Origin of the sequence: Kroppenstedtia sanguinis (genome assembly GCF_050433445.1) — a bacterium.
GTDB lineage: Bacteria > Bacillota > Bacilli > Thermoactinomycetales > DSM-45169 > Kroppenstedtia > Kroppenstedtia sanguinis.
Map to the genome: position 1 here is coordinate 1 of NZ_JBNPXF010000027.1, position 25,050 is coordinate 25,050.

General features: G+C 51.0%; 24 protein-coding genes. 11 read left to right on the forward strand and 13 right to left on the reverse strand.

The features are described from left to right. Positions 1 to 84: 84 nt before the first annotated feature. A complete protein-coding gene (locus tag JOD24_RS13940; RefSeq protein WP_429247115.1) occupies positions 85 to 609 on the reverse strand; it encodes a phosphatidylglycerophosphatase A family protein in 525 nt (174 codons plus the stop codon). Between the two features lie 36 nt (positions 610 to 645). Continuing rightward, the gene (locus tag JOD24_RS13945) at positions 646 to 4,116 is read right to left on the reverse strand and encodes a DNA polymerase III subunit alpha (RefSeq protein WP_429247134.1); all 3,471 of its coding nucleotides are present in this window, start codon (positions 4,114 to 4,116) and stop codon (positions 646 to 648) included. Between the two features lie 151 nt (positions 4,117 to 4,267). Between JOD24_RS13945 and JOD24_RS13950 the strand changes: the two genes are divergently transcribed. The 4 genes from JOD24_RS13950 (at position 4,268) to JOD24_RS13965 (ending at position 5,758) form a co-directional block, all read left to right on the forward strand. Next, positions 4,268 to 4,594 (forward strand): YtrH family sporulation protein, encoded by a 327-nt coding sequence (locus JOD24_RS13950; RefSeq protein ID WP_380162990.1) that lies wholly within the window; start codon positions 4,268 to 4,270, stop codon positions 4,592 to 4,594. A 1-nt stretch (position 4,595) separates the two neighbouring features. After that, on the forward strand, positions 4,596 to 5,117 hold the full coding sequence (locus JOD24_RS13955; protein WP_380162989.1) for a hypothetical protein: 522 nt from the start codon (positions 4,596 to 4,598) through the stop codon (positions 5,115 to 5,117). 55 nt (positions 5,118 to 5,172) lie between these two features. Then, on the forward strand, positions 5,173 to 5,397 hold the full coding sequence (locus JOD24_RS13960; protein WP_380162988.1) for a YtzJ family protein: 225 nt from the start codon (positions 5,173 to 5,175) through the stop codon (positions 5,395 to 5,397). A gap of 67 nt (positions 5,398 to 5,464) precedes the next feature. Next, positions 5,465 to 5,758 carry a YtpI family protein gene (locus JOD24_RS13965; protein ID WP_380162987.1) on the forward strand — a complete coding sequence of 98 codons (294 nt, stop codon included), beginning with the start codon at positions 5,465 to 5,467 and terminating at the stop codon, positions 5,756 to 5,758. 122 nt (positions 5,759 to 5,880) lie between these two features. Here the strand turns inward: JOD24_RS13965 and JOD24_RS13970 are convergent, their stop codons facing one another. The 7 genes from JOD24_RS13970 to JOD24_RS14000 all read right to left on the reverse strand — a co-directional run bounded on the left by JOD24_RS13970 (position 5,881) and on the right by JOD24_RS14000 (position 12,260). Next, positions 5,881 to 6,738 (reverse strand): glycine betaine ABC transporter substrate-binding protein, encoded by an 858-nt coding sequence (locus tag JOD24_RS13970; RefSeq protein ID WP_380162986.1) that lies wholly within the window; start codon positions 6,736 to 6,738, stop codon positions 5,881 to 5,883. Between the two features lie 87 nt (positions 6,739 to 6,825). Further along, on the reverse strand, positions 6,826 to 7,665 hold the full coding sequence (locus JOD24_RS13975) for an ABC transporter permease (RefSeq protein WP_429247116.1): 840 nt from the start codon (positions 7,663 to 7,665) through the stop codon (positions 6,826 to 6,828). Next, on the reverse strand, positions 7,640 to 8,857 hold the full coding sequence (locus JOD24_RS13980) for a quaternary amine ABC transporter ATP-binding protein (protein ID WP_380162984.1): 1,218 nt from the start codon (positions 8,855 to 8,857) through the stop codon (positions 7,640 to 7,642). The genes JOD24_RS13975 and JOD24_RS13980 overlap by 26 nt, the downstream gene beginning before the upstream one ends. 154 nt (positions 8,858 to 9,011) lie before the next feature. Further along, entirely contained in the window at positions 9,012 to 10,325 is a 1,314-nt protein-coding gene (locus JOD24_RS13985; RefSeq protein ID WP_380162983.1) for a DRTGG domain-containing protein, read from the reverse strand. 350 nt (positions 10,326 to 10,675) lie between these two features. Further along, positions 10,676 to 10,972 carry a hypothetical protein gene (locus JOD24_RS13990; RefSeq protein ID WP_429247117.1) on the reverse strand — a complete coding sequence of 99 codons (297 nt, stop codon included), beginning with the start codon at positions 10,970 to 10,972 and terminating at the stop codon, positions 10,676 to 10,678. Between the two features lie 189 nt (positions 10,973 to 11,161). Continuing rightward, positions 11,162 to 11,854 carry a metal-dependent hydrolase gene (locus JOD24_RS13995; RefSeq protein ID WP_380162981.1) on the reverse strand — a complete coding sequence of 231 codons (693 nt, stop codon included), beginning with the start codon at positions 11,852 to 11,854 and terminating at the stop codon, positions 11,162 to 11,164. 19 nt (positions 11,855 to 11,873) lie between these two features. Then, on the reverse strand, positions 11,874 to 12,260 hold the full coding sequence (locus tag JOD24_RS14000) for a YlbF family regulator (RefSeq protein WP_380162980.1): 387 nt from the start codon (positions 12,258 to 12,260) through the stop codon (positions 11,874 to 11,876). Positions 12,261 to 12,411: 151 nt separating this feature from the next. Between JOD24_RS14000 and JOD24_RS14005 the strand changes: the two genes are divergently transcribed. The 5 genes from JOD24_RS14005 to JOD24_RS14025 are packed head-to-tail and all read left to right on the forward strand — an operon-like array spanning position 12,412 to position 18,136. Further along, complete coding sequence (locus tag JOD24_RS14005; protein ID WP_380162979.1) at positions 12,412 to 13,842, forward strand: YheC/YheD family endospore coat-associated protein; 1,431 nt, start codon at positions 12,412 to 12,414, stop codon at positions 13,840 to 13,842. After that, complete coding sequence (locus JOD24_RS14010; RefSeq protein ID WP_380162978.1) at positions 13,842 to 14,960, forward strand: YheC/YheD family endospore coat-associated protein; 1,119 nt, start codon at positions 13,842 to 13,844, stop codon at positions 14,958 to 14,960. The genes JOD24_RS14005 and JOD24_RS14010 overlap by 1 nt, the downstream gene beginning before the upstream one ends. After that, entirely contained in the window at positions 14,957 to 16,327 is a 1,371-nt protein-coding gene (locus JOD24_RS14015) for a YheC/YheD family endospore coat-associated protein (protein WP_380162977.1), read from the forward strand. Before JOD24_RS14010 ends, JOD24_RS14015 begins: the two co-directional genes overlap by 4 nt. Positions 16,328 to 16,342: 15 nt before the next feature. Continuing rightward, positions 16,343 to 17,659: a YheC/YheD family endospore coat-associated protein gene (locus JOD24_RS14020; protein WP_380162976.1), complete on the forward strand. Its 1,317-nt coding sequence runs from the start codon at positions 16,343 to 16,345 to the stop codon at positions 17,657 to 17,659. Positions 17,660 to 17,662: 3 nt separating this feature from the next. Next, positions 17,663 to 18,136: a GNAT family N-acetyltransferase gene (locus tag JOD24_RS14025; RefSeq protein WP_380162975.1), complete on the forward strand. Its 474-nt coding sequence runs from the start codon at positions 17,663 to 17,665 to the stop codon at positions 18,134 to 18,136. A 139-nt stretch (positions 18,137 to 18,275) separates the two neighbouring features. On the opposite strand, the gene JOD24_RS14030 is transcribed toward JOD24_RS14025, so the two are convergent. The 3 genes from JOD24_RS14030 to JOD24_RS14040 form a co-directional block, all read right to left on the reverse strand. Then, complete coding sequence (locus JOD24_RS14030) at positions 18,276 to 19,673, reverse strand: SpoVR family protein (protein ID WP_380163092.1); 1,398 nt, start codon at positions 19,671 to 19,673, stop codon at positions 18,276 to 18,278. Between the two features lie 167 nt (positions 19,674 to 19,840). Then, a complete protein-coding gene (locus JOD24_RS14035; protein WP_429247118.1) occupies positions 19,841 to 20,497 on the reverse strand; it encodes an SdpI family protein in 657 nt (218 codons plus the stop codon). After that, positions 20,490 to 20,774: an autorepressor SdpR family transcription factor gene (locus JOD24_RS14040; RefSeq protein ID WP_380162973.1), complete on the reverse strand. Its 285-nt coding sequence runs from the start codon at positions 20,772 to 20,774 to the stop codon at positions 20,490 to 20,492. Before JOD24_RS14040 ends, JOD24_RS14035 begins: the two co-directional genes overlap by 8 nt. Before the next feature lie 225 nt (positions 20,775 to 20,999). On the opposite strand from JOD24_RS14040, the gene fni reads away from it, so the two are divergent. Beyond that, positions 21,000 to 22,043 carry a type 2 isopentenyl-diphosphate Delta-isomerase gene (fni, locus tag JOD24_RS14045; protein ID WP_429247119.1) on the forward strand — a complete coding sequence of 348 codons (1,044 nt, stop codon included), beginning with the start codon at positions 21,000 to 21,002 and terminating at the stop codon, positions 22,041 to 22,043. Between the two features lie 488 nt (positions 22,044 to 22,531). Here fni and JOD24_RS14050 read toward each other — a convergent pair whose 3' ends face one another. Then, complete coding sequence (locus JOD24_RS14050) at positions 22,532 to 22,879, reverse strand: c-type cytochrome (protein ID WP_380162971.1); 348 nt, start codon at positions 22,877 to 22,879, stop codon at positions 22,532 to 22,534. A gap of 198 nt (positions 22,880 to 23,077) precedes the next feature. Here JOD24_RS14050 and JOD24_RS14055 point away from each other — a divergent pair, with 198 nt between their 5' ends. Continuing rightward, positions 23,078 to 24,484 (forward strand): MBL fold metallo-hydrolase, encoded by a 1,407-nt coding sequence (locus tag JOD24_RS14055; protein ID WP_380162970.1) that lies wholly within the window; start codon positions 23,078 to 23,080, stop codon positions 24,482 to 24,484. The last annotated feature ends 566 nt before the right edge of the window (positions 24,485 to 25,050 follow it).

The following is a 25,050-nucleotide window of genomic DNA, read 5'->3' on the forward strand; positions in this document are numbered from 1 at the left end:
AAAAATTGGGCGACTTTTCCCCTGTTGAGCATCGGGAAAAAGTCGCCGCATAACCGTTCTTTTTTCATTGTCTACTTGACGGGGTCAAGACCACTCCACCGGTCCTTCTTCGTAGAGGTTGAGATCCTCCCGATAGCGATCCATATCCGGGTATTCATGGGCGATGCGGGCGGAAGCCGCGGCGGCGATGCCGGCCACTAGATCGTCGAGGAAGACGTGGATGCCACCGTCGTGATTGTTCAGTTTCCTCAGAATGCCCTGCTTGGTTTTATCCAAGTAGCCGAAACCCGTCAATCCGATTGTTCCATAAACGTTGGTGATGGAGAGAGCCAAAATTTCATCAATGCCGTACAGAGGTTCGTCCACTTCCATCATCTTTTGCAAAGGTGGGGGAAGTTCTTGACGTTCTGCCAATTCATCCAGGGCCACCCCGGTGATCAGAGCGTTTTGCACCTCTCGCTTGCGCAACACGTGTTCCACACTCTCCAGACATTCCTGCCGCTTCAATTTGTCGTTATAAGGATGTTGTAGAGAAAAAGCGATCGCTGCAATCGACTCCAAGGTGACCCCCCTCCGGTTCAGGAGTTCCACCACATGGCGGTAAAACAAAAGGTACCACCTTCTTCATCCCGATCATGGAACATTCTATGATTCCCGCCCACCTGAGGTGCGGGAAGAGACTCCCATGCGGAAAGAATGCGTTCCCAGTATGCCCTCCACCTGTCTTTTCAATGCATCGGAAGGAAGAACTCCATATCTGTCCACTGGAAGCTCCAACAGCTTCCCGCTCCCTTCATAAAAAAGCCGCACCGGCACTCCTCCCCTGTCAGAGAGCAAGAGACGTTTCAGGCGCCCGAGTACCTCGGGCCCTTCGCTCCCTGAAGGAATCCGGATATAGACCGTCGCTTCCCCCTGGGCTTCCTGGACCCGCTCCGATTGCGGTTTTGGAAGCGACTGCAAGTCTTCCACACGATCCGCCAACACTTTGTTCCCCTGTTCATGACCATTGATCCGACCGGTCACCAAGACCGCCTGGTCGGTCTGCAAAAGAGAACGGAATTGGCGCAAAGTCCGGGGAAACACCACCACCTCCACCTGCGTGGAATGATCTTCCAGGGTGACAAAGGCCATCGGTTCTCCTTTGCGGGTGGTGATCGCCTTCACCTCTCGGACCAAGCCCCCAACCGTCACCCGCTCCTCCTCCCGACAACCCGACAGATCCCCCAGGCGATGAGTCGCCCGGGAGGTGATGATCTGCCGAAAAGGATCCAGGGGATGACCAGACAGATACAGTCCCAATAGCTCCCGTTCCATTTCCAGCTCTTCCCGGGAAGTAAAGGGTTTCACTCCATCATAGGTGAACCGGGCCCGAGATCCTTCAGGGGGCTCATCGAAGAGTTGGAGCTGATTCTCGGATTGTTGTTTGCGATATTTCCCCCCTTGCTCCATCGCTTCGTCCAACATGGCCAGCAAGCGAGCTCGGTGGCCGGGAAGATCATCCATCGCCCCGCATTGGATCAAAGATTCAATCACCCGTCGGTTACAGGTGCGCAAATCCACCCGGCGACAGAAGTCGAATAAATCCCGGAATGGCCCTTGCCTCCGTTCCTGCAGAATGGACTCGATCGCGTGGCTACCCACATTTTTGATGGTCGCCATCCCCATTCGGATGCCTCCACCTTTCACGGAAAATCCGTGTTCACTTTCGTGGATGTCCGGGGGAAGTACCTGAATTCCATGTTTGCGACAATCCTCGATATACTCCGCCATCTTCCCCTGGCTGCCCATAACAGTCGTCATCAAGGCCGCCATAAAAGGAAGAGGATGATTCGCTTTCAGAAATGCCGTCTGATAAGCGAGAACGGCGTAGGCTGCGGAGTGGCTCCGGTTGAATCCGTAATCGGCAAAACGGAGAATCAGATCATACACCTTGCGACCTGTCTCCTCGCTGTATCCCTGGGTCACACTACCAGAAATAAAGGCGGCCCGCTGTTCATCTAGAGCCTCCCGTTTCTTCTTGGAGACCGCCCGCCGCAACAGATCCGCCTGCCCTAAGGTAAATCCCGCCATTTTCGAGGCAATTTGCATAATCTGTTCCTGGTAGACGATGATGCCATAGGTGTTCTTCAGAATCGGCTCCAGATCGGGATGGGGATAATCCACCGCCTCTCGACCATGTTTGGCCCGGATAAAACGGGGGATCTGCTCCATCGGGCCGGGACGGTAGAGAGCGAGGACGGCGATCAGATCCTCAAAAGCATTAGGCTTCAGCTCCCGGAGGACCCGCCGCATACCAGGAGACTCCATCTGAAACACTCCGGTGGTTTCCCCCTGGGACAACATTTGGTAGGTGGTCGGGTCATCATAAGCCGACTGGCTAAAATCGACCTGTACCCCCTCTCTCTCCCAGATCGATTGGATGGAGCGCTCGATCACCGTCAGATTCCGCAAACCCAAAAAATCCGCCTTCAGGAGTCCGATCTCCTCCAATGCTTCCATGGGATACTGAGTGAGGCTGAGACCCTCGCTTCCCCGCTCCAGGGGAACATGATCTGTCAGATCCGTGTTGGCAATCACGACTCCGGCAGCATGAGTAGAAGCATGTCGCGGAAAACCTTCCACCTTGCGGACATTTTCAATCAAGCGGGCAACCCGGGGATTTTCCCGCACCATTTTCTCCAAGGGAGAGCCGCTTTTCATCACTTGATCCAGGCTGACACCCGGCCCTGCCGGAATCCCCTTGGCCACTTGATCCACCTCGGCATAAGGCATCCCCATCACCCGGCCTACATCCCGTACCGCCGCTCGAGGGGCCATCGTGCCAAAGGTGATGATCTGAGCTACTCGGTGGTCCCCATATTTCCCGGTGACATAATGAATCACTTCATCCCGGCGCTCATAGTTGAAATCAATATCGATATCAGGCATGCTTACCCGTTCCGGATTAAGGAAGCGTTCAAACAGAAGATGGTGCCGAATCGGATCGACGTCAGTGATCCCCAACACATAGGAGACCAGACTGCCCGCCGCCGATCCCCGACCTGGCCCGACAGCGATCCCTTGTTCCCGGGCAAATCGGACAAAATCCCACACGATTAGAAAATAGTCGTTAAATCCCATATTCCCGATCACGGACAACTCATATTCCAGCCGCTCCTCCACCTCCCGATTCACCTTGCCGTAACGCTTGTAGACCCCTTTACGACAGAGCGCCGTGAGATAGTCATGAGCAGTTACGCCTTCCGGCACTGGAAATCGGGGGAGCAGCCGTTCGCCCAAGGGGATCTCCACCCGGCAACGGTCAGCGATCCGGCGGGTATTCTCTACGGCTTCCGGCACATGGGCAAACAAGCGCTCCATCTCCGTCGCCGATTTCAAATAAAATTCGGTGGAAGGAAAGCGCAACCGATCTTCCTCGTCCAGACGACGATTGGTTCCGATACAAAGCAGACAATCGTGCATCTCATGGTCCACCCGATCCACATAATGCAGATCATTGGTGGCTACCAGCGGCAGATTCGCCTCCCGGCCCAGGGAGATGAGATGCCGGTTCACCTTTTGCTGGTCAGGCAACCCATGATCCTGCAACTCGAGAAAGAAATTCCCCGGCCCAAAGATTTCCTCGTACTCCTGCATCAACTGACGGGCCTTGTCAAAATCATCCTCCAGAATAGCCTGAGGGATCTCCCCGGCCAAACAAGCGCTGGTGGCGATCAAACCCCGGTGGTGACGGCGTAGAAGCTCTTTATCCACCCGTGGTTTATAATGGAAGCCCTTCAGCTGAGCCTCAGTCACGATCTTCATCAGATGGCGATATCCTTCATCATTCTCCGCCAACAACAGCAGATGGTGCATCCGACTTTCCCGCGGCGAGGGGCGTTCCTCTAATCTGCCTGGAGTGAGGTACACCTCACATCCGATGATCGGCCGAATCCCCGCTTTGCGGCACGCTTTATAGAAGGGGATCACTCCGTACATCACCCCGTGATCGGTGATGGCCAAAGCATCAAAGTCCGCCTCTTTCGCCCGTTCCACCAGCCCTTCGATCCGGGACGCCCCGTCGAGTAAGCTGTATTCCGTATGTACATGAAGATGAACAAACGGAGATTTTTTCATTCCCTTCACCCGGCCCACAAAAAGTTTCTCCCCCTATTATACCCCATCGCAACAAGGGAGGCGAACATACCATCCCCACCCTCAAACATAAACAAGCCCAGCCTGTCATACAGTGAAAGCAAGGAACCCATGGAACAAAGGCGGTGTCGGGATGGGAGAGTTTTGGTCAACTACCATATTAAACTATTTTATCGCCATGGGCGTCGTTCTGGGAGGATCGGTGCTAGGAGGAGTAGGCGCCTTTTTCGGCAACGATCCCCCGATGGATGCCATGCTCCGTCTGGCAGAGCAATTGAAAATATGGGCTCTGGTGGCCGCCCTCGGCGGAACCTTTGACACCATCAAATCCTTTGAAGTCCATATCCTCGGTGGAGAACTGCATCAGGCTTTTCAGCAAATGATCTTTATCCTGAGCGCCTTCTTCGGAGCTCATGTCGGCACCGTTCTGATCCGGTGGTTGATTCAAGGAGAAATTTGAGATGAAATCTTCAAGAAGGCTCCGGCTACTCCGAGTGGTGGTCGCCTTTCTGTTAGGCGTGCTATTCGGGTCATCGGGGATGAATTTTCTCTATGGTCAAAAACTGGATGCACTCTATCTGGAGCGCAATATCCTGATTTACAGAAACAACGAAAAGTCACGGGAGATCAACACCCTGCGTAAAGACCTGGACAAACACGCAGGCCCCCAGTTTATTCGCAGAATTCCCGTGGAAGTGGATGCATCTGACATGGACAATGGATTTGTCGAGGAACGGATCCGGGAAAGAGTGCAAAAAACCCTGCAACCCTTTCTTGGGAAACCCATTCATTGGGTGAAAGATAACCCTGACGTTGTAGATAATATGTTAAAAGACCGCCTCTTGCAGATCCAGCAAGACAAAGAGACCCATCATATCAAGGTCCGGTTGAAATACATGGTCTTCAACGGTACCGATGAGATGAAAGTCTGGATTCTCGCCAAGGAAAATAAAGAAAAAAATGTGTCAATCGGTAGGAAGTAATCGCCAAACTCCTGGAAAAAGGGTATGATATAGATAAAGAAAGGGGGGGATCTATATGATCATCAGCCGAAAACAAATGGCTAAAGCAAAGGTGGAAAAGTTGAAACGCGGATTCTCCGCTTATGCGGAGACAAAGGAAGTTGCTGACCTCATCGAGAAGGAGTTAGCTCAATTGGACCTGCCAGTCATCGTTGAACAGACACCCATCGGATATTGGTTCATCCTTGCTGAACAACCTCTCGAGCACCCCCCGGGTCCCGTTGACTCTCGTTGCAACTAATGCCCCAAACCAGCGCTTTCCGCCGTTTGGCGGAGAGCGTTTTGTATACATACAGGAGGTTCTATCTATGCAATTCTTCTTATTGCTGCTGGTCCTCGTCATCATCTACACCGCCATTCGAACCTTTACCCACAGCATCGCCGGCCGGCGGACCCAAGGGTGGGATCAGTTGAAACACCAGGCCCAGATGAATATCCACATGGGGATCATGTTCATCTCCGTCGCCCTCATGCAAGGGGTCTCCCTGAGCGGAGGCTGGCTTCGCCTCGTTCTACTCATCCTGATCGGTCTGCTCGGAATTTACAACCTGATCTACGGCATCCGCGCCTGGCGCTTTTACAAAAAAGAATCCGACACATGAAACACGGCTCTTCTCCATACCATCCGGTAGGAGCAAGAGCCGTGTTTTTGTCACCTGGTCGGATTCCATACCTGGTTAGTAAAACAGCCATCCGCAGAACGGATGGCTGTTGTTGTTGTCAATTACTTCGTCCACTCTTTCACTTTGTCCGGATTCTTTTTCACCCAGTCAGCAGCGGCTTCCTCCGGCTTTTTGCCATCTTGGATCGCCAGCATCACTTCGCCCATATCCTCTTCGTCCCAATGGAATTGGTCGAGGATTTTGTAGGCTTCAGGGTTATCCTTTTTCAGATTCTTACCTACAACGGTGTGGATATTCTCCTTGTCTCCGAAGCTCTTCTTGGGATCGTCAAGGTATTTTAAATCAAATTTGGTAAATTTCCAGTGAGGGCTCCATCCGGTGACCACAATCGGTTTTTTCTCGTCGATCGCTTTTTTAAGAGAGGCGACCATCGCCGCATCGGACCCTTCTACCAATTCCATATCCAGATTGTAGTCTTTGATCGCCTTGCGAGCGGACTCCATCACACCCGCTCCGGCATCGATCCCAATGATTTTCCCGTCAAATTCATCTTTTTTCTTATTCAGATCGGCGATGGTATCCACATCCACATAATCAGGGACTACCAGACCGAGACGAGTTCCTTTCAGGTTGGGGCCTAAGTCCTCCACCTGGTTTTTAAATTTCTTGTAGTAGCTCTCATGAGTGATGGGCAACCAGGCCGCGACCATCGCATCCGCACTGCCACTGGCCACTCCAGCCCACATCGGGCCAGCTTCCACCTGTTTCAATTCCACTTTGAAACCTTGGTCTTCCAATACCTTTTGAATCACATGGTTACTAGCTACTTCCGAGTCCCAACTCACGTAAGCAAGTGTTACCTTTTTTTTGTCGTCTCCACTCTGTTGACCGCAAGCCACCGTAAACAGAAGGGCCAACATGGAGACGAAGAGAAAAGCACGCTTCCAACGGGTCTTCAAAACAGTTCACTCCTTGGTTCCCTCTGATCGAGGGGGGTAATTCCATCAGATATAACTTCTTCTTCAAAATCAAGGGCATTTCCTGCCTCAAGCGGGCTTTTGCGTATCCTTGCCCAGGCTCTGGGTAATCCGGTCCAGTACGATGGCGATGATGACAATAGCCAGACCCCCTTCAAAACCGGTACCCACTTCCAGCCTGCTGATCGACTGCAACACAATCGCACCCAATCCGCCAGCACCGATCATCGAGGCAATCACAACCATCGACAGTGACAGCATGATCGTCTGGTTTACCCCCGCCATAATCGTGGTCCGGGCCAAGGGGAGTTGAACTTTAATTAGTTTCTGCCCTGAAGTGGAGCCAAATGCATCTGCAGCTTCAATCAAATCTTCCGGTACTTGGCGAATCCCAAGAGTGGTCAAACGAATCGTCGGCGGCATCGAAAAAATCACCGAAGCGATCACTCCAGGTACAGCCCCCAGAGCAAAGAAGAAAACTGCAGGAATCAGATAAACAAAAGCTGGCATCGTCTGCATAAAGTCCAAAACCGGAGAAAGGATGTTGCGAACCGCTTGATTGCGTGCAGCCCAAATGCCTAAGGGAATTCCCAGTATGACAGAAATCAACGATGCAGTGAGTACTAGAGACAGCGTTTCTATGCTCTTATCCCACAATCCGAGGTTCTCTACCAAGCAGAGTCCCACCAGGGTGAACAGGGCCACCGACCACCGGCTTGCCCATAGGGCCAAGGCGCTGATCAAAACGATGGTTACCAAAGGAGGTGCCACCGTGAGGATCATTTGGAAAAAACCTACCGTCGGCTCAACGATATTAGTGATAAAGGAAAAGAGCCCAGATAAGTTATCCGTCAACCAGTTGACTAGCGCATCCACCCACTGATCAAGCGGAACCTTGGGAATCGGCATCCGTTTTCACCCCGTTTCCAGCGAGTGCGGCAAAGATCACGCCTCGAACCACCACACCCTTCAATTTCTCCTGTTGGTCCACAACCACGGCGGGATGAGCGAATTGTTTTTCCGCCATTTCCGGCAGAAGATCACTCACCGGCGTATCTTCATGAACCTTCACAACATCTGTGATCAACACATCTTCGATCGTCTTGCCATTTTCCGCCACTTCCTTGGCGCCTTCCGCAGTAAGGATCCCCATGAATTTGCGATCCCTTCCCACAACCATGACGGTGGAGGTTCCCCCTTCCCGCATCCGTTTCAGAGCTACACGGGGACCTTCCTTCCCAAGGACAAGGGCTTCAGAGCGTTTCATGATCGACCCGGCGGTCAGAACCTTGGTCAGATTCACATCTTCCACAAATCTTTCCACATACTCTGTAGCCGGACTGGTCAAAATCTCCTCCGGCGTGCCGATTTGTACGATTTCCCCATCCTTCATCAGAGCGATCCGATCCCCGATCCGCAGAGCTTCATCCAAATCGTGGGTAATAAAGATAATCGTTTTTTGCATGGAGGATTGAAGATCCATCAATTCATCCTGCATATCCTTACGGATCAATGGATCTAGAGCACTGAAGGCTTCGTCCATCAACAGGATGTCCGGATCGTTAGCCAATGCCCGGGCTAAGCCGACCCGTTGTTGCATCCCACCGGAGAGCTGATCGGGACGGCTGTCAACATAATTTGCCAAGCCGACCAAGCCCAATGCTTCCAAGGCCTTTTCTTTTCGTTTCTCTTTGGGGATTTCCTGCACTTCCAGACCGTATTCCACATTTTCCCGCACGCTTTTGTGAGGAAACAAAGCAAAGCGTTGGAAGACCATCCCCATCTTGGTCCGACGAATCTGCCTCAATTCCTGGGCATTCATCTGGGATACATCTTTCCCATCCAGTTGAATGGAACCTTCCGTTGGTTCGATCAACCGGTTGAAAAGCCGCACCAATGTGGATTTCCCACTGCCAGACAAACCCATAATCACAAATACCTCACCGGCATCCACCGAAAAACTAGCTCGGTTGACACCGACGGTCATTCCTGTTTCCTTCAGAATTTCTTCCTTACTCTTTCCTTGACGCACGAGCTCCAGACCCTTGGCCGGATTGCGCCCAAAAATCTTCGTTAGATCCTTCACTTCAATTTTATTCATCTTCTCCCCCTTGTACATGTCTTGATTGGATGGGATCTGTCCATAGGTTCACTTTACCCCATTTCGCTTTTGAAAAAACAAAAACCTGGGTCATCATGACCCAGTCCTAAATAGATTAACATAGATTTCTTATATAGCAAAACAACTAAATCGCTCACCGCTCAATCAATTGGGCAGTCACGAGAGCCTTTGCCACCATATGGCCATCTTCCACCACTTCCACGTCTACCTTGCCCACTTTTCTGCCCAGCTCAATCACTTGAGGCCGGATCAGCAACTTCCGTTCCAGTTGAACCGGCTTCAATGTATACAGAGTCAGGTTGTCTGTTACCATATCCCCGCGATGCTGCTTGCGCAGGCGGCGATGAGCCGCTTCAGTGATGAGAGTGGTCATCACCCCTGTGGAGAGATTTCCCAGTGGATCTGTCATCTGAGGAACGACCATCCCCTGAAATGAAATCTCTCCATTTTTCCCCTTCACCTCATCAAATCCTTGAAACACGAGATCATTGATCGTCTCTCCCATCTGAGGTTGCTTCTGCATATATTGAAGGGATTTGATCACATCCTGACGACTGATCACTCCCAGTAATAGATGCTGTTGATTTACAACTGGCAACAATTCGATGCCTTCCCACACCATCTCGTGGGCAGCGGTGGCCAAGGATGTTTTCGGGGTGACTGTAATCGGATTTTTCGTCATCACCCGGTCGATCCGTTCATGGAAAGCATGTCCCACCACATCTTTGGCCGTCACCATTCCGTGCAACCGACCCTTATCGTCGACCACAGGGTAGCGGCTATGCTTTGTCTCCTGAACCGATGTATGAAAGTTTTCCACCTGATCATTTAACTTTAAAAATATAGGGGGCTGCTCCGGATTCAACATATCCTCCACCAGTAGGATCTCTTTTTTAATCAAACGGTCATAGATCGCCCGGTTGATCATCGCCGCCACAGTAAAGGTATCATAACTGCAGGAGATCACTGGCAACTCCAGTTGGTCAGCCAACTGCTTCACTTCCTCCGTGGCGTCAAATCCCCCGGTGATCAGCACAGCCGCCCCCCGTTCCAGAGAGATCCGATGGGCGTTATCCCGATTTCCGACAATCATCAGTTGTCCGGGTTCCATATAGCGGATCATCGCTTCCAATTTCATCGCACCGATCAAAAACCGATTCAACGTTTTATGAAGACCAGCGCTCCCCCCGAGAACCTGACCGTCTACAATGTTCACCACTTCAGCAAAGGTGAGTTTTTCGATTTTGGAACGATGTTTTTTTTCAATCCGAACCGTACCCACTCGTTCCACGGTGGAGACCAGCCCCTGATTTTCCCCATCTTTGATGGCTCGGTACGCAGTTCCCTCACTGACACCCAGTTCCCGAGCGATTCGCCGAACCGAGATTTTGTGGCCGATCTCCAGATTTTCTATATATTCCAGAATCTTTTCGTGTTTTGTCGTCACGTGCACTCACTTCTTTCCCCGTGTTCTATTATCTCTTTAGATCACCTTGATCCTATTTTTCGCAAATCGAGAGCAGGAGGGCGGAGGGACGGCCCCGATCTCTTATAAAAACGCATAGGGAGACCCAGGAATGGTAAGTCTGCTCCCTTGAGTGCATCGCGAGACCAAAAACAGAATGCCCTATGAGTGCAAAGGCGAGTCAAATCCCTCTCTGCGCCCTGCGATGATTTTACATACCACAACCGAAGAGGCCCTATATCGACGCTTTCTTCCACATTATACATGAGCATGGAGTGGAAACCAAAAAACCCCCCGTCCAACGGGTTTCATATAAAAAGAGAGCTCCCTGCTCAGGGGGCTCTCTGCCACTTCCTTTTGAGGGTGGCGGGTGCAGCCATCGATTTTTTTTGTTTTTCCGCTTGCAGCCACCGCAGGCGACGTGCCTTCTCATCCTTTTGTCTCTTTTCCCGGTCCAGCTGCAGGACCATTCGCCAATTGGCCGCAATCACCAAGTAAGCAAAGGCCAACCAACTCAAAGCAAACAGCGATGATCCTTGGAGAGTCATCGATACCGGAATGCGGGGCACGGCGATCAACAAGAGTGCCAGGGCGACTACCAGAGCGATTTCGTGTTTGGTACGAAACAAAGATGCCTCCCCCTTTTATCCCATCTATTCTTATCTATACAGATCCCACCGGGAAAAAATGCACAAAAAAAAGAGGCGGTGGGTTGCACCGTCTCCAATTAGGGGGTTTTCATCCTAACTCAATCCTAGTTCTTGGACATTACAGGGAAGTTACATCCAATTTACATTTTGTTATCCCATAAGTATTTTTTAAAGTTTGAAGGATTCTCCGGGCTGGATCACTTGACCGTCAAGTTGTTTCTCCGACAAACGACGGACAAAAAGGTCGGCATCCTGTTCAATCAGCGGGAAGGTATTATAATGCATCGGTACCGTTTTTCCGGCGCCGATCCATTCCGCTGCGATCAAGGCATCCTCTGGACCCATCGTGAAGTTATCCCCGATCGGCAGCAACGCCAGATCGATATCGTTCAACTCACCGATCAGCTTCATATCGGAAAAAAGACTCGTATCTCCGGCGTGATAGATCGTTTTCCCACCCAGAGTCAGCAAACATCCCGTCGGCATACCCAAGTAAACAATCTCTTTTTTCTCGGGATCGATGTGGGCCGACCCATGAAAGGCTTGGGTCAGTTTCACCTGTCCGAAATCAAATGAATGACTGCCTCCGATATGCATCGCATGAACATTTTCCACTCCCTGAAACCCGAGCCAATGAGCCAATTCGTTATTGGCGATCACGGTGGCACCTGTTCGCTTGGCGATCTCCACAGTATCCCCCACATGATCCTCATGACCGTGGGTCAACAGGATGTAATCCACATCGATCTCTTCCGGCCGGGCTTGGGCCAGTGGATTTCCCCCCAGAAACGGATCGATGATTAACCCGATCCCCGCTTCTCGGAATTCAAAACAACTTTGGCCATGAAATGTGATTTGCATCGCATTCCCTCCACTTCGACTATTTTTTGTGTGGGTTCGGATCTCGCTCATCCATCGCCCGGTGCCCATAGATTTCCTGCAACGGTTTTCCCAGGATTTGCATGATATCTGTCATCAATTGTCCCATCCGGGCTTCGGCTTCCATGTAATGAAGAAGTTGGGGGTCGGATTGCATCTCATTCATCAACTGATTCAGCTCACTCACCATTTCCTGACGCGGTTTCCGACCTTGCATCTGGAGGGTCTGCACCTCATCTGCCACCTGTCTGTACTGTTCCAGGATTCGGTGATGGTCGGGATGTTGGCTCGCCTGGTGCCAAGCGCTCTGCAACCCTTTCATCTCATCCGAGTTTTGCAATGCCCGGGACAGTTCGTACGCCTTGTCATAAGGATTTACGCTACTCATGCTACCTCTCCTTCCCCCTCTATGCATATACCACAAAATCGTGAAAAAAAACTTCCTTTGCCCTAAATTGGCGATCACACCCCTTTTTATTCACCGGCGAATACATGCCTACATACCCTATAGCAGTCATTTATAGCGGAAGGGGATCCACATGGGGCATGCCAGAATCATGATCCAGGTCTTGTCAGAACGGTATTTCCCCCCACAGGTCAACATGGTTGTCAGCCAGTCACTCGCCAATCGACTCCAACTTCCGAATCACCCCATCTGGGCAACTTTCGGCAGGTCTTCAGATACTGCCATCATTACCACCATCCAAACACAGACTCCCCTTGTCCGGATCCATTCCCGGCTGGCGGAAAAACTAAAGATCCGCAACCAACAAAGCTTAAACATCTATTACGATACCCGAAACGCAAAACTTCATTTCGGACCTGTCCTCGGGATTCTGATCAATCAAGACGTGCTAGGCAACGACAAATTAAGATTTGGCATGATGACCCGCTTTCTTGAAGAGTGTGCCCAGGCCTGCGCTTCCAAAGGAGTAGCTTTGGTCGTCTTTTCCCCTGAAGAGATTCGCTTATCCAAAGGCTTCCTCCGGGGATGGACTTATCAAGGGAAACAGTGGAGTCTGACCGAAGCTCCCTTCCCGGATACCGTATACAATCGCATCACCTCCCGTCGCATTGAACGACGGCGAGAATTACAACAAAAACTGTCGATCTTGAGGAATACCTACCAAATTCCCGTATTTAACGAAACTTTTTTAAACAAACAACAAGTCCACAATCTGTTAGCCAAAGATGTTCACATGCGTCTACTTTTACCTGAAACCTACTCCTACAAGCCCAAACGGCTTCGGGGCATGCTGAACAGGCACAATGTGGTCTATCTGAAGCCGACCAACGGCAGTCTGGGGCAGGGAATCATTCGCGTCACCGCCGTTGATAAAAAATGGGTTTGCCAGTATACGGAGGCCACACGTACGGTCACAAGGGTCTTTCCCCGTGTAGAGGAAGCCTTTCGCCATCTCCGACAAAAAATCATAGGTTCCCGATCTCCATATCTGATCCAACAAGGATTGAATCTGGTGAAGTGGGATGGACGCCCCGTCGACTTTCGGGTGTTGATCCAAAAGAATGGAAAAGGAGTCTGGTCGGTCACCTCCACGGTAGCCCGAGTGGCCAATGACCAACACATCGTATCCAATCTCGCCCGGGGCGGAACTCTTCGGAAAGCCGGTGAGGTCCTTGCCGCTGTCCAAGCGGTTAACAAACCCACCCTCCAACAGATCCGGAATAAGGCATTGTCCATCGTTGAAACCTTTGAACGGCTTTCCCAAGGTCACTATGCCGAGCTGGGGGTGGATCTGGTCCTGGATCGACAGGGGAAACTCTGGTTGCTGGAGCTCAACTCCAAACCCTCCAAAACCGATGAAACCGTCAATCCATCGACGGTGATCCGCCCTTCTGTCAACCGTCTGGTTGACTACGTCTCCTACATTACCGGTTGGGATTCGTTCCTGACAACAGGAAACCCAGAATTCCCGAAACAGCCAGATCGAACCAGGAGGAAAAGATAATGAAATCCTCGGCTTATACTTTGGGGGTCGTTACTTGCCGTTTGTCGGGGCAGACCCCTCCTTTCAACGAAACCGGATATTTCAAGGATTTGACGATCGAAGGAGCTTCCGCAGGAATTCAACTGATTATCTTCCCGCCCATGAATGTCAACTGGAAAACCCGCCGGGTGACAGCATGGAGATATCATCCACCAGTCCGCAGATGGCTAAAAGAAAGTCATCCGATTCCCTATCTGATCTATGATCGCTGTTATTATACGGACACCCATCATTATCGGCTTTACAAACCATACATCGATCGTTTACGACGAGATCCATCTATCCACCTTTTAGGAAAACCTTTGAGCGGAAAGCTACAAACCCACCTCATTGTGCAAAAAAGCAAATTCTTGACGCCTTTTCTCTTGCCTACCAAAAAACTGACCTCCACAGCGGATCTGATCTCAGGGATGAAACAGTACGCTTCTGTCTTGATCAAACCCAACGGAGGCAGCCATGGCAAGGGGGTAGCCGCCATTGTAGACCAAGATCGATCTTTTCGCGTAGGAGGCCGTTCCAAAACCAACCGACCCTTTCATCTGATCCTCCATTCCGAAAACTCCCTGATCAACTGGGTAAGAAGATTTATCGGTCAAACTCCGTACATCATTCAGCCCTTCCTCCATCTGAAGTCCATAGACGGCCGTCCCTTTGATATACGAATCCTGGTGCAAAAGAACGGGGAAGGCAAATGGGTGACTACAGGAACAGCTGTCCGGACGGGCAAACCGGGTTCATTAACTTCCAACTTGCATGGGGGAGGTCACGCGGAGAACACAGAAGCATTTCTGAGCAAAAATTACTCTCCAGAAAAGGCGAAGGATATTTTGCAATCCATTCAATATTTGTCCGAAAATGTTCCCATACAGATTGAACAAGAACATGGAAGACTGTTGGAGCTGGGTCTGGATGTAGGCGTCGACCGTCAAGGAAATGTTTGGTTTTTAGAAGCCAATTCCAAACCTGGGAGAAGCGTTTTTCTCCAAACCGGAGATCGGGAGGTTCAACGGCAATCCGTTCGACTGCCCATCCAATATGCCTTGACCCTGTTCAAAGGGCTGACAGGAGGGTATTTATGAGCTCCATCATCTGTCGGGTTCACCCCCTCCCTTCAGGCAAACAAGGAGTTTGGTTATCATCGGCGCTGATGAGGGAGTGGGGATGCCAACAGGGACAATCCATTAGAATACGAATCGGTGGTAAAAGCTTGATCACCCGCATTCTCGGGGATCGCCATCGAGGGAGGATTATCCTCCTGCCCCGGTCATTGGCTACACAGTTGCGACTTCCGTGGTTCGGTGAGACCCGTGCTGTTTTCCGGAATAAAGAGTTACGCTTGGGACCGGTCCTCGGGATTCTGACCACAGGATTCACCGGCTCTTCCTCCACACCCTTCGGCTCCCGTTCCGCTCTTTTCCGCCAGTTCCTGATTGCCTCCAGAGAGGATCGTCCCTTTTTTTATGTGTTCACACCGGAAATGATTGACTGGACCCGTCAGGTGGTTTACGGGTGGTTCTACCGCAAAGATCTCAGTGGGGTTTACCGTTGGATTCGCAAACGGGCCCCCTTGCCGGATGTGGTATATGAGCGGGTCCCCAACCGAAAAGCAGAGGCACAGAGCCAAGTGCAGACCTGTCGTCGTCTCTTTCAACAAATGGGGGTCCCCATCTTTAACCAAGGTTTTTTCAACAAATGGATGGTCCATGAAGCACTCTACAACCATCCGCTCACCCTGGGCTGTATCCCAGAAGCACATCGTTCTCCCTCCATCCAGACCGTCCAGGACATGTTGGAACGGCATCGGATGGTCTATCTCAAACCTAGTGGCGGCAGCCTCGGTCTGGGGATTTTTCGGATCACCCGGGGACCCCAGGGCGATTATTACTGTCGATTTCGAAATGGGGACCGCAATGTCCTGCGCAAATTCCGCTCCCTGCCCCCACTCATGACGCAAATTTTCGGACGGCAACTCAACGGACTTTCACGCTATTTAGTCCAACAGGGAATCCGCTTGATCAAGCATGAAGGCCGTGCAGTCGACTTCCGGGTCCATATGCACAAGGATCGATCTGGCAGGTGGACCGTTGCGGGAATCGGCGCCAAAGTGGCAGGAGCCGGCAGTGTCACAACTCACGGTCGAACCGGAGGCTCCCTTCTCTCCATCTCGGAATTGTTGAAAAAAACCTTCCCTGAAAAAGCAACTGACATGGAAAATCGGATCAAGGAGACGTCCATCCGCATCTGTAACGCCTTAGAAGGCCATGTGAAAGGGCCGCTGGGGGAACTGGGTCTAGATATCGGTGTGGATTATCAGCAAAGAGTGTGGTTGTTTGAGGCCAACTCCAAACCGGGACGCCATATTTTCCTCCACCCCTCCCTGTGGGATGCCGGAAAACAGTCAGCGCATTATATCACGGACTACAGCTTGAAACTGGCCAAATTTTAGAAAGGGGGTCATCCCTTGAGTAAATTTCTTCACACAGGCTGGCTGGTTTTTCCCTTGCGGGTGGCTCCAGGCCACCTCCGCTTTATCCCCCGCGGACAGCCCACCTCTCCTTCCCTCCCTTCTCTCCTATCCATGCGGTTGGGATCACAGTGGGTAAAGAAAGTGCGGATTGATTCATCTGGAACCTCCACCCCGCTTCAGATGAAATGGCCGGCCCAGCTAAGAAAAAACAAAAACGGACAGGTTCAAGCCGGTCCTTTTATCGCGATCTTAACTTCTGCAGGGGAGGGTGGATTTCGTGGCAATGTGTCCAATTTTTCCGATCTGATCCGCACAGGTCGGCGGATGGGTGTCACCGTCTATGTCCTGACACCAGAGGGGCTTCGACCGGGAGCAAAAACCGTAAAGGGCTTCCTCTTAAACCCCCATAGCAAAGGACCTCGCTGGGTAGCCACCACGCTGCCGCTGCCGGATGTGGTGTACAACCGGATTCCCTCTCGTCGCCATGAGATGCGCCCGGCAGAACAAAAAGCTTTGGCCATCCTCTCGACGATGCCCGGAATTCATCTCTTTAACCCCGCATTCTTCAACAAGTGGACCCTGTTTCTCCACATGGGTCGCTCGGAAAAATTGAGCCGTCTGCTTCCCGATACAGTGGAATGGGAGGGCGGCACCCGACTGGATGAGATGGTAAAAAAGCATTCCACTCTGTTTCTCAAGCCAGTGAATGGGAAAGCCGGGAACGGGATGATCCGGATCAGCCAGCAGGAGAGAGGTTACGAAATCATCCATCAAACTCTACGTGGGAAACAAAGGTTTCACAGCAGCGACGACAAGCTTCGAAGCAAGTTGAAAGCACTGACCCGGAACCGGAAATATATTCTACAACAGGGAATCCAGCTGGCTCGCTATCGCGGGCGCCCCTTCGATCTGCGTCTGTTGTTACAAAAGAAAGGGACCGGCCAATGGGATGTCACCGGAATCGGAGTTCGTGTGGCAGGTGGGGGAGCGATCAGCACCCATGTGCCCATGGGTGGCTCCATCGCTCCCATCGGAGAGGTTCTCCGCAGCCTGTTTGGAAATCAAGCTTCCACCATCACAGAACACCTCCAGTCCACCGCTTTGGAAATTGCCAGCCATATCGAAAAAGAAGAAGGGAAAAACCTTGGAGAAATGTCCATGGACCTAGGGCTGGAACCCGACGGGAAGATCTGGTTTTTTGAAGCCAATGCTAAACCGATGAAATTTGATGAGCCGGTCATCCGACAAAAATCCTTGCGCCGCCTGATTGAATACTCCCTCTACTTGAGTGGTTACGCTCGGAGGTCATAAACAGTGATCCGAATCGTTCCCATTCGTCCCACTCTCTTACGACGGGTTCGCCCTCAGCTCCTCCGCTTCTCCAAACGACACGGCGACCGCCGGATCACACATCGTGCCCTTCGTTGGCTCCGCAGCCTGACCGGAGATCCCTTTCCCGGGGGAACCTGGCTGGCTGCAGCCCTGGATGGGCAACGTCTGGCCGGTTTCATCCTGTTTGGCAAATACGGACTGGAGGAATCCTTCATCGTGGTTCACCCGGAGTACCGCAAACAGGCTGTTGCAGAGTCTCTCCTGGAAGCGGCCCTCCATACATTGGACCGGGTTTACACCCGGGTGGCCTGTGACAATATTCCCAGCCTCAAACTTTGTTTTAAGCAAGGATTAGTCGCCTTTCAACTGGTTACAGGACCTACGGGAAAACCCACCCTCTGTCTCGGAGGAGGAAACTGGAGCCGAAAAGAGTTTACCGATGAGGGTTTGAATTGACCTGAGCGATCCGATGTGACAGCCAGCAACCCGAAAACGTCGACCAAACTGAAAAAGTCGGATGCCTCTTAGATAGGGCATCCGACTTTTATCTATTTCCATCTTCGGGGGATCTCGGCTTCGGATTTCCCCTTTTGCCTCAAAGAAAACGACGGATACACTTTCGACCGTTGTAGGTAAACAGCACCGGTTTGTTCTCAATCATGCTCTCAATATGAACCGAACGTCCCCACAGGTGGTACACATGCGGCAAGGTCTTCTCGATATATTTGAGATCCAACTCCAATCCCTCATAACGATGCTTCAAATACAGCTCCCCATTATTCATATAGTCTCCGTTTTCCACCACAATATAGGGATGCCCGCCATTGACCCGGGTGCCGATCAGCTGATCCCGCACCGCTTTCCAGTCCTTTTCCGTCACGATCCATTCGTTTCCGGTTCGTTGAAAGACATACAGATCCAGATCCTCTACCAATTGCTTAGTCAGATAGTTACGAATGAAAGAAGTGTCCATTTCCAATTCTCGCACCTCAAAAATCTTCTCCCGCCCCTCGCCTGGAGTCTGGCCACGATGCTGCTGCTCCACAGTCGGTTGATCCCAACGTCTCTCGATATCTTCAAACAACTTCAACCCCAGATAATAGGGATTGATAGAAGTCTTGGAAGGCTGGATCACTGAGGCATTCAATTTGGCAAACTCCAGGGTCTCTTCTTCTGACAGCTCCAACTCGCGCAAGATACGGATATGCCAATAAGAGGCCCAACCCTCATTCATGATTTTCGTCTCCAACTGGGGCCAAAAATAGAGCATCTCTTCCCGCAAGACCGTTAATATATCCTGTTGCCAATCTTCTAAAACCCGACTCTGTTCCATAATAAACAGCAAGAGATCCTTCTCCGGTGCGGGGGGGATTTTCTTTTTAGTCGCCTCTTTAGTTGTCTCTGGTGTAGAGTCATCATCCAATTCCCACAAGTCATCGTAGGGAGTGGCCCTTCTCTGTTTTTTGCTCTCTTTTTTCCCTTCCTGTTGTGGTTGCGATCGCGGCCGTTTCAGGCTGGGATCGATATGTTCCTGGATCGCCAACACGTCATCCAGAAAACTTTCCACCCGATCTTTCCCGTACTGCAACTCATATTGCCGGATGCGCTCGGCACTGGCCGCCATACTTTCCACCATATCTCTGGATGTATTTGCAAAACGGGCATTGTTTTTAAAAAAATCACAATGGGCTAACACATGAGCCACAATCAATTTATTTTGAATGAGGCTGTTCCCTTTTAACAGAAAGGCATAACAGGGATTGGAATTGATGACCAGTTCATAGATGCGACTGAGATTCAGATCATACTCCAGCTTCATCTTGTGAAAGGTTTTACCGAAACTCCAATGCGAAAATCGTGTAGGCATCCCATAAGCTCCAAAGGTGTAGATCACCTCTGGGGGGCAGATCTCATATCTCATCGGATAAAAATCAAGGCCAAACCCCTTTGCGATCTCTGTGATCTCTCCCACCGCTCGTTCCAGTTCGCTCATTTCACCCACCGTTTTCCATCTCCCCTTCTCCCTGTCCTCTCTCTTTACAGCATACGTCGAGACACGCAAAAGGTTGATATGAGCCATGCTCTTTCCAAACTCGATTTCCAGAGTCTTTGACCTCTGAAATAAAAGAGCTGCTCTTGTAGGAGCAGCCACAACACATCTCATGTATGATGATTCAACTTTTGAAACAGAAGATAAGAATAGATCCCAGGCGCCAAGACGGATCCTGCCACGGCAATCATCGCGGTCCAAATGGCAACCGGGAGAGGCAAAAACGACGACAGCAAGATCAATAATCCCGCTCCCATCCAGATTGCACCGCCGATCCGGTGGGTTCTCCGCCAAACCTCCGGATTCTCCATCGTCCAGGGAAGTCGGATGCCGAAAAACCAATTGGGGCGGACCTGACCCATATAATTGCCCATCACCATCCACAGGAGTCCCACTCCCACCATCACCACTCTCAGGATCTCCATCGGATATCCCAGTGCGTTCAGTAGGATTACGATAAATAAAGCACTGATAAACAGGGTGATCACGACTCGGAAGAGCTCGTAGATGCGTTTAAACTTCTGATAATTTTCCCGACGCGGATCCACAGCGGGGATCCATTTTAACAATAAAGGCAAACCCAAGTTGAGAGCGATCATTATTAAAATAAAAACAGATTTATCGCTGTAATCATCTGGTTGCCCATTCGGCCCAAAATGACTGGGAATCTGGTCTGGAAGACGATCATAAACCGTCCACGCAAAAATCAGAGTAGCCAATCCCACCAACAAAATGATTGTATCCCAACGATTCCATCCTTTATTCACCTTTCCCTCTCCTTCCACTCCTGTTTTTTGCCAAATCCAGAAACCACCCCGTCACATCTTGCAGGACAGTCGTATTCAGGGAGTACAAAATATGCTGGCCTTGTCGCTCCCGAAGCACCAGATTTGCCTGTTTCAGGGTCTTCAGATGGTGGGAGAGACTCGGCTTGGTCATGGAAAAATGTTCAGCGATTTCCCCCGCCGTCAGATCCCTTTTCCGCAAAAGATGCAGAATCCGACGTCGGGTCGGATCGGCCAAGGCTTTGAAGGCTTCATTCACCATACATCCCACCTGAAAAGGATTAATTAGATTATACCCTAATTATCTAATATCAGTTCCGATCTAGCAAGGGATATTTTCTCCAAAAAGCAAGGGGTGGACGATTCCCCTCCTGTGATGTCATCATATAGTCGTAGAGTTCCTCCCATAGTTTTTTGGAAAATACATATTCTCATGAGCAGGTGAGCAAAAATCATCCTGCCACCACTGGAAAGGATTTATGTCATGGAGAGCAATGAAAACCAAACGGAAAAACGAAAAACTGAACACATCGAAATCGTGCTCAACCGTAAGGTGAGTGGAAGTGGGATCACCACCGGATTTGAAAAGTACCGTTTTGTCCACCAGGCTCTCCCGGAGACCCGCTATGCAGATATCTCCCTTGCTACGAACTTTTTGGGCAAATCACTGAAAGCTCCCTTTTTGATCAGCTCCATGACCGGCGGAACCGACAAAGCCGCCAAAATCAACCAAAACTTGGCTGCAGCCGCCCAAGCCCAGGGGTGGGCCATGGGACTCGGTTCAGTCCGTGCCGCCATTGAACATCCGGAGACGGCTGCTACCTTCAATGTTCGGAAAGTGGCCCCCACCATTCCCATCTTGGCCAACTTGGGAGCGGTTCAACTCAACTACGGATATGGCGTCGACCACTGCCGACAAGCGGTGGAACTCTCTGAAGCCGACGGCTTGGTTTTCCATCTGAACAGCCTTCAAGAGGTTTTTCAACCTGAGGGGAACACCGATTTTCGCAATCTGCTCCGCAAGCTGGAGGATCTATGTAGCGTACTGGAAATTCCTGTAGGCGTTAAGGAGGTCGGATGGGGAATAGATGGAGAAACCGCTCGTCGCCTCTTCGACGTCGGGGTCGATTTTGTGGACGTAGCCGGAGCAGGCGGCACTTCCTGGAGCCAAGTGGAGAAATATCGTTCAGACAATCCGCTTCTCTTTCAGGCTGCGGAGGCATTTGAAAGTTGGGGTCACCCCACCTCCGACTGCATCCGGGAAGGACGTGCTCTCAATCCGGAAGGCACCCTGATTGCCAGCGGCGGATTAAACAACGGGGTGGATGGAGCTAAGGCGATCGCCCTCGGGGCGGACTTGGCTGGCTATGGACGTTCTCTGTTGAAAGCCGCCACGGCTCCCACCCCGGATGCGATTGCCTCCCAACTGGAGCGAATCGAAACAGAATGTCGAATTGCCATGTTCGGAACGGGGATCAAGGAGATTGAAGCATTGAAAGGCACCGAGCGGATCAAAAAAGTGGAATAGGTATCACGAAAGACCGGTTCAGAAAGGATCGGTCTTTTTTTATTCTGATCTTTGGTTCCCATTTGGGACACTCGCCCCTGTAACACCTGTGGATAGACAACATACCCTGTCAGTACAAGAGTTCCAAACCGAGGGGAGGTGGATTGTGTTGGGCGAAAAGCATAGACACCATAAAAAACATTCCCACAAGCATTCTCACCACCATTGCCACGAATTGCAGAAAGCTTACCGCCACTCTAAAAAAGCGTATAAAGAGTTAAAACGAATGATGAAGCATTGCCATCATCATCACGAAAGTTCGTCGAGTCGTTATATGTATCCTCATGGTCCGACACACTTCGGTCCCAGATGATCACCGAAACCGGCTTTCTCAAATGGAAGCCGGTCCTTTGTGATCTCAGTAAGCAAAGCCTGGGAATCATTTTGCGCTGGGATGTTCGAAAAAGAAAAACGCTCTCCACATAAGGAAAGCGTTTTCCGAGAATCCGTTACTTTTTTTCCGCCAGCCAAGCGGCCAAATTTTTACGTTCTTCTGGGTTTAATGAGACTTGGGCTGGCATACTTCCCCGTCCGCGTTGGATGATGCTTTCAATCTCCTTGGAAGAAAATTTGTCGCCCACTTTTTTCAGTTCCGGACCCTGGGCTCCTTGCAAATCGTCTCCATGACAACTCATGCAGTTGCTTTGATAGGTTTCCTTCGCTTGGGTTGCATCCACTTGAACCGGTTCATCAGAGGCTTTGTCTTTCGATGTAGACTGGCCTGGATCTGAACAGCCCGCAACCCACACCGCCATGGCTGACACCAGCAAAAATCCTTTCCAACCGATCGCCTTCATCATCAACCCCTCCTTCCAACTCCTATGATGCATGAAAACAGGTGGGAATACGGCCCACATTCTGAAAATTATTTGTCAATTCTCCAGGGATCAAATCTCAGGCCTGTCCATTTCATCCAAACTCAAAGCCAAAGCATAGAATATCTCCCGATCCATAAAGATGAAGATGTGATCAATCCGAAGAAATGAGGGATGGGAATGTACCTTCGTTATTTTCACAATGACAAGCTGGCCCATACATCCTATCTGGTGGGTTGCCCGGCCACAGGGGAAGCCCTTGTGATTGACCCCGGACGGGATGTGGAACCTTACCTCCAGACTGCCCACAAAGAGGGGATGAACATCGTGGCCGCCGCTGAAACCCACATTCACGCCGACTATGTTTCCGGAACCAGGGAGTTGGCAGCACAGTCCGGGGCCAAACTCTATCTCTCTGGGGAAACACAGGGTGGAACCGGCTACCCCTACACCTGGAATCTAGATCATCAGCTCTTAAAAGACGGAGACAGCTTCCAAATCGGAAACCTTCGTCTGGATGTTCTTCATACACCGGGACACACCCCGGAACATATCTCCTATCTGTTGACTGATGGTGGAGCCGATGAGCCGATGGGTATTTTTACTGGTGATTTTGTTTTCGTCGGTGATGTGGGACGACCAGACCTTTTGGAGAAGGCCGTCGGAGTCTCCGGTTCCGCCACCATCGGCGCTGATCAGTTATTCCATTCGCTGAAAAGATTCAAGGAATTGCCTGACTTTCTGCAGGTCTGGCCCGCCCATGGGGCGGGCAGTGCCTGCGGAAAAGCTTTGGGGGCGGTTCCCTCCTCCACTGTCGGATATGAAAAACGCTACAATTGGGCTTTAAAACAAGACGATCCCCAGAGGTTTAAACAGGAGTTGTTGCAAGGTCAACCGGAGCCACCCACTTATTTTGCAGTGATGAAGCATGTAAACTACAATGGTCCGGAACTGATCGCCCATCTTGCTTCCCCGAAAAAGCAGGAATCCTCCCCGGAAGCTGTGGAGGAAGTATTGAAGCAGGGAGCCACCGTGATCGACACCCGGCCCGCTGTTCAATTCGCCTCCGGTCATCTGCCTGGAACCCTCAACATCCCTTACGGAAAATCCTTTACCAACTGGGCCGGGTGGTTGGTAGACTATGAGCACCCCCTTTACCTGATCGTGGATTCGGATCGGGTGGAGAAGATCCGCAAAGACCTTCTATCCATCGGAATCGATACAATGAGAGGTTTTTTCAGCACCGACCTGTTCCGTAATACAAAACCCGGGGAGCTGGAACGATATGAGAACGTCTCCCCCGCCCATGCCGCGAATAAGGTGACCGGCGGGAAATGGGATGTAATCGATGTTCGGATGAAAAACGAGTGGGACCAAGGCCATATCCCAGGTGCCCGTCATCTAATGCTAGGCCATTTGAAAGAACAAGCAAAGAATGTTCCCCAGGACAAACCGGTCCTCATCCACTGCAAATCTGGCGGTCGCTCTGCCATCGCCTGCAGTCTTCTTCAAGCCCAAGGAAGAAAAAATGTGATCAACCTGAAGGGCGGTTTTGACGCCTGGAAGAAGCAATTTCCCAGGGAATGAGCCACACCATAATCCGTGCCACGGGTGCACGGATTTTTGGTGAATTTGCACAGGTCGTTTCAGGGATTTTCTCCATCGTCTTTTCAAAGACAAATCCCATTTCTTCGGAAACAACCGCGTTTACCTCTTTCGATCCATCACCACATCCAATCAATAACCCCATTTATAACTAAGTCTAGGCGTGTTGATTATCCATATTTCGGGTATGGAGATCGTGTTCACCCACGCGACCGTTGCCATCCGGCAAGGAAGTGAAAACTGGCCGCTCCAAATCTGACCATCGGGCAGGGGCAAAGCCTTACGGAAGCAACACAGGGAAGAGGTTGCCCCTAAACGCCCTCTCTCCAGATTTTCCGCTGGGTAGGATGGCAACCCTTATTCTAGAGCTTCAGCTCCTTTAGATTGTAGTGCCTGTGGTGCTACCTTTATTCCAGGGCTTCAGCCCATCGAGATTGTAGTGCCTGTGGCGCAAAGGTCGCTTTGCACCCACAGGGCACAAGTCTCGCCAGAGTCGCTTCCGCTCCCAGGTCTCGCTTTGGCAGCACACGTCTCCCTTTCACCGCCCA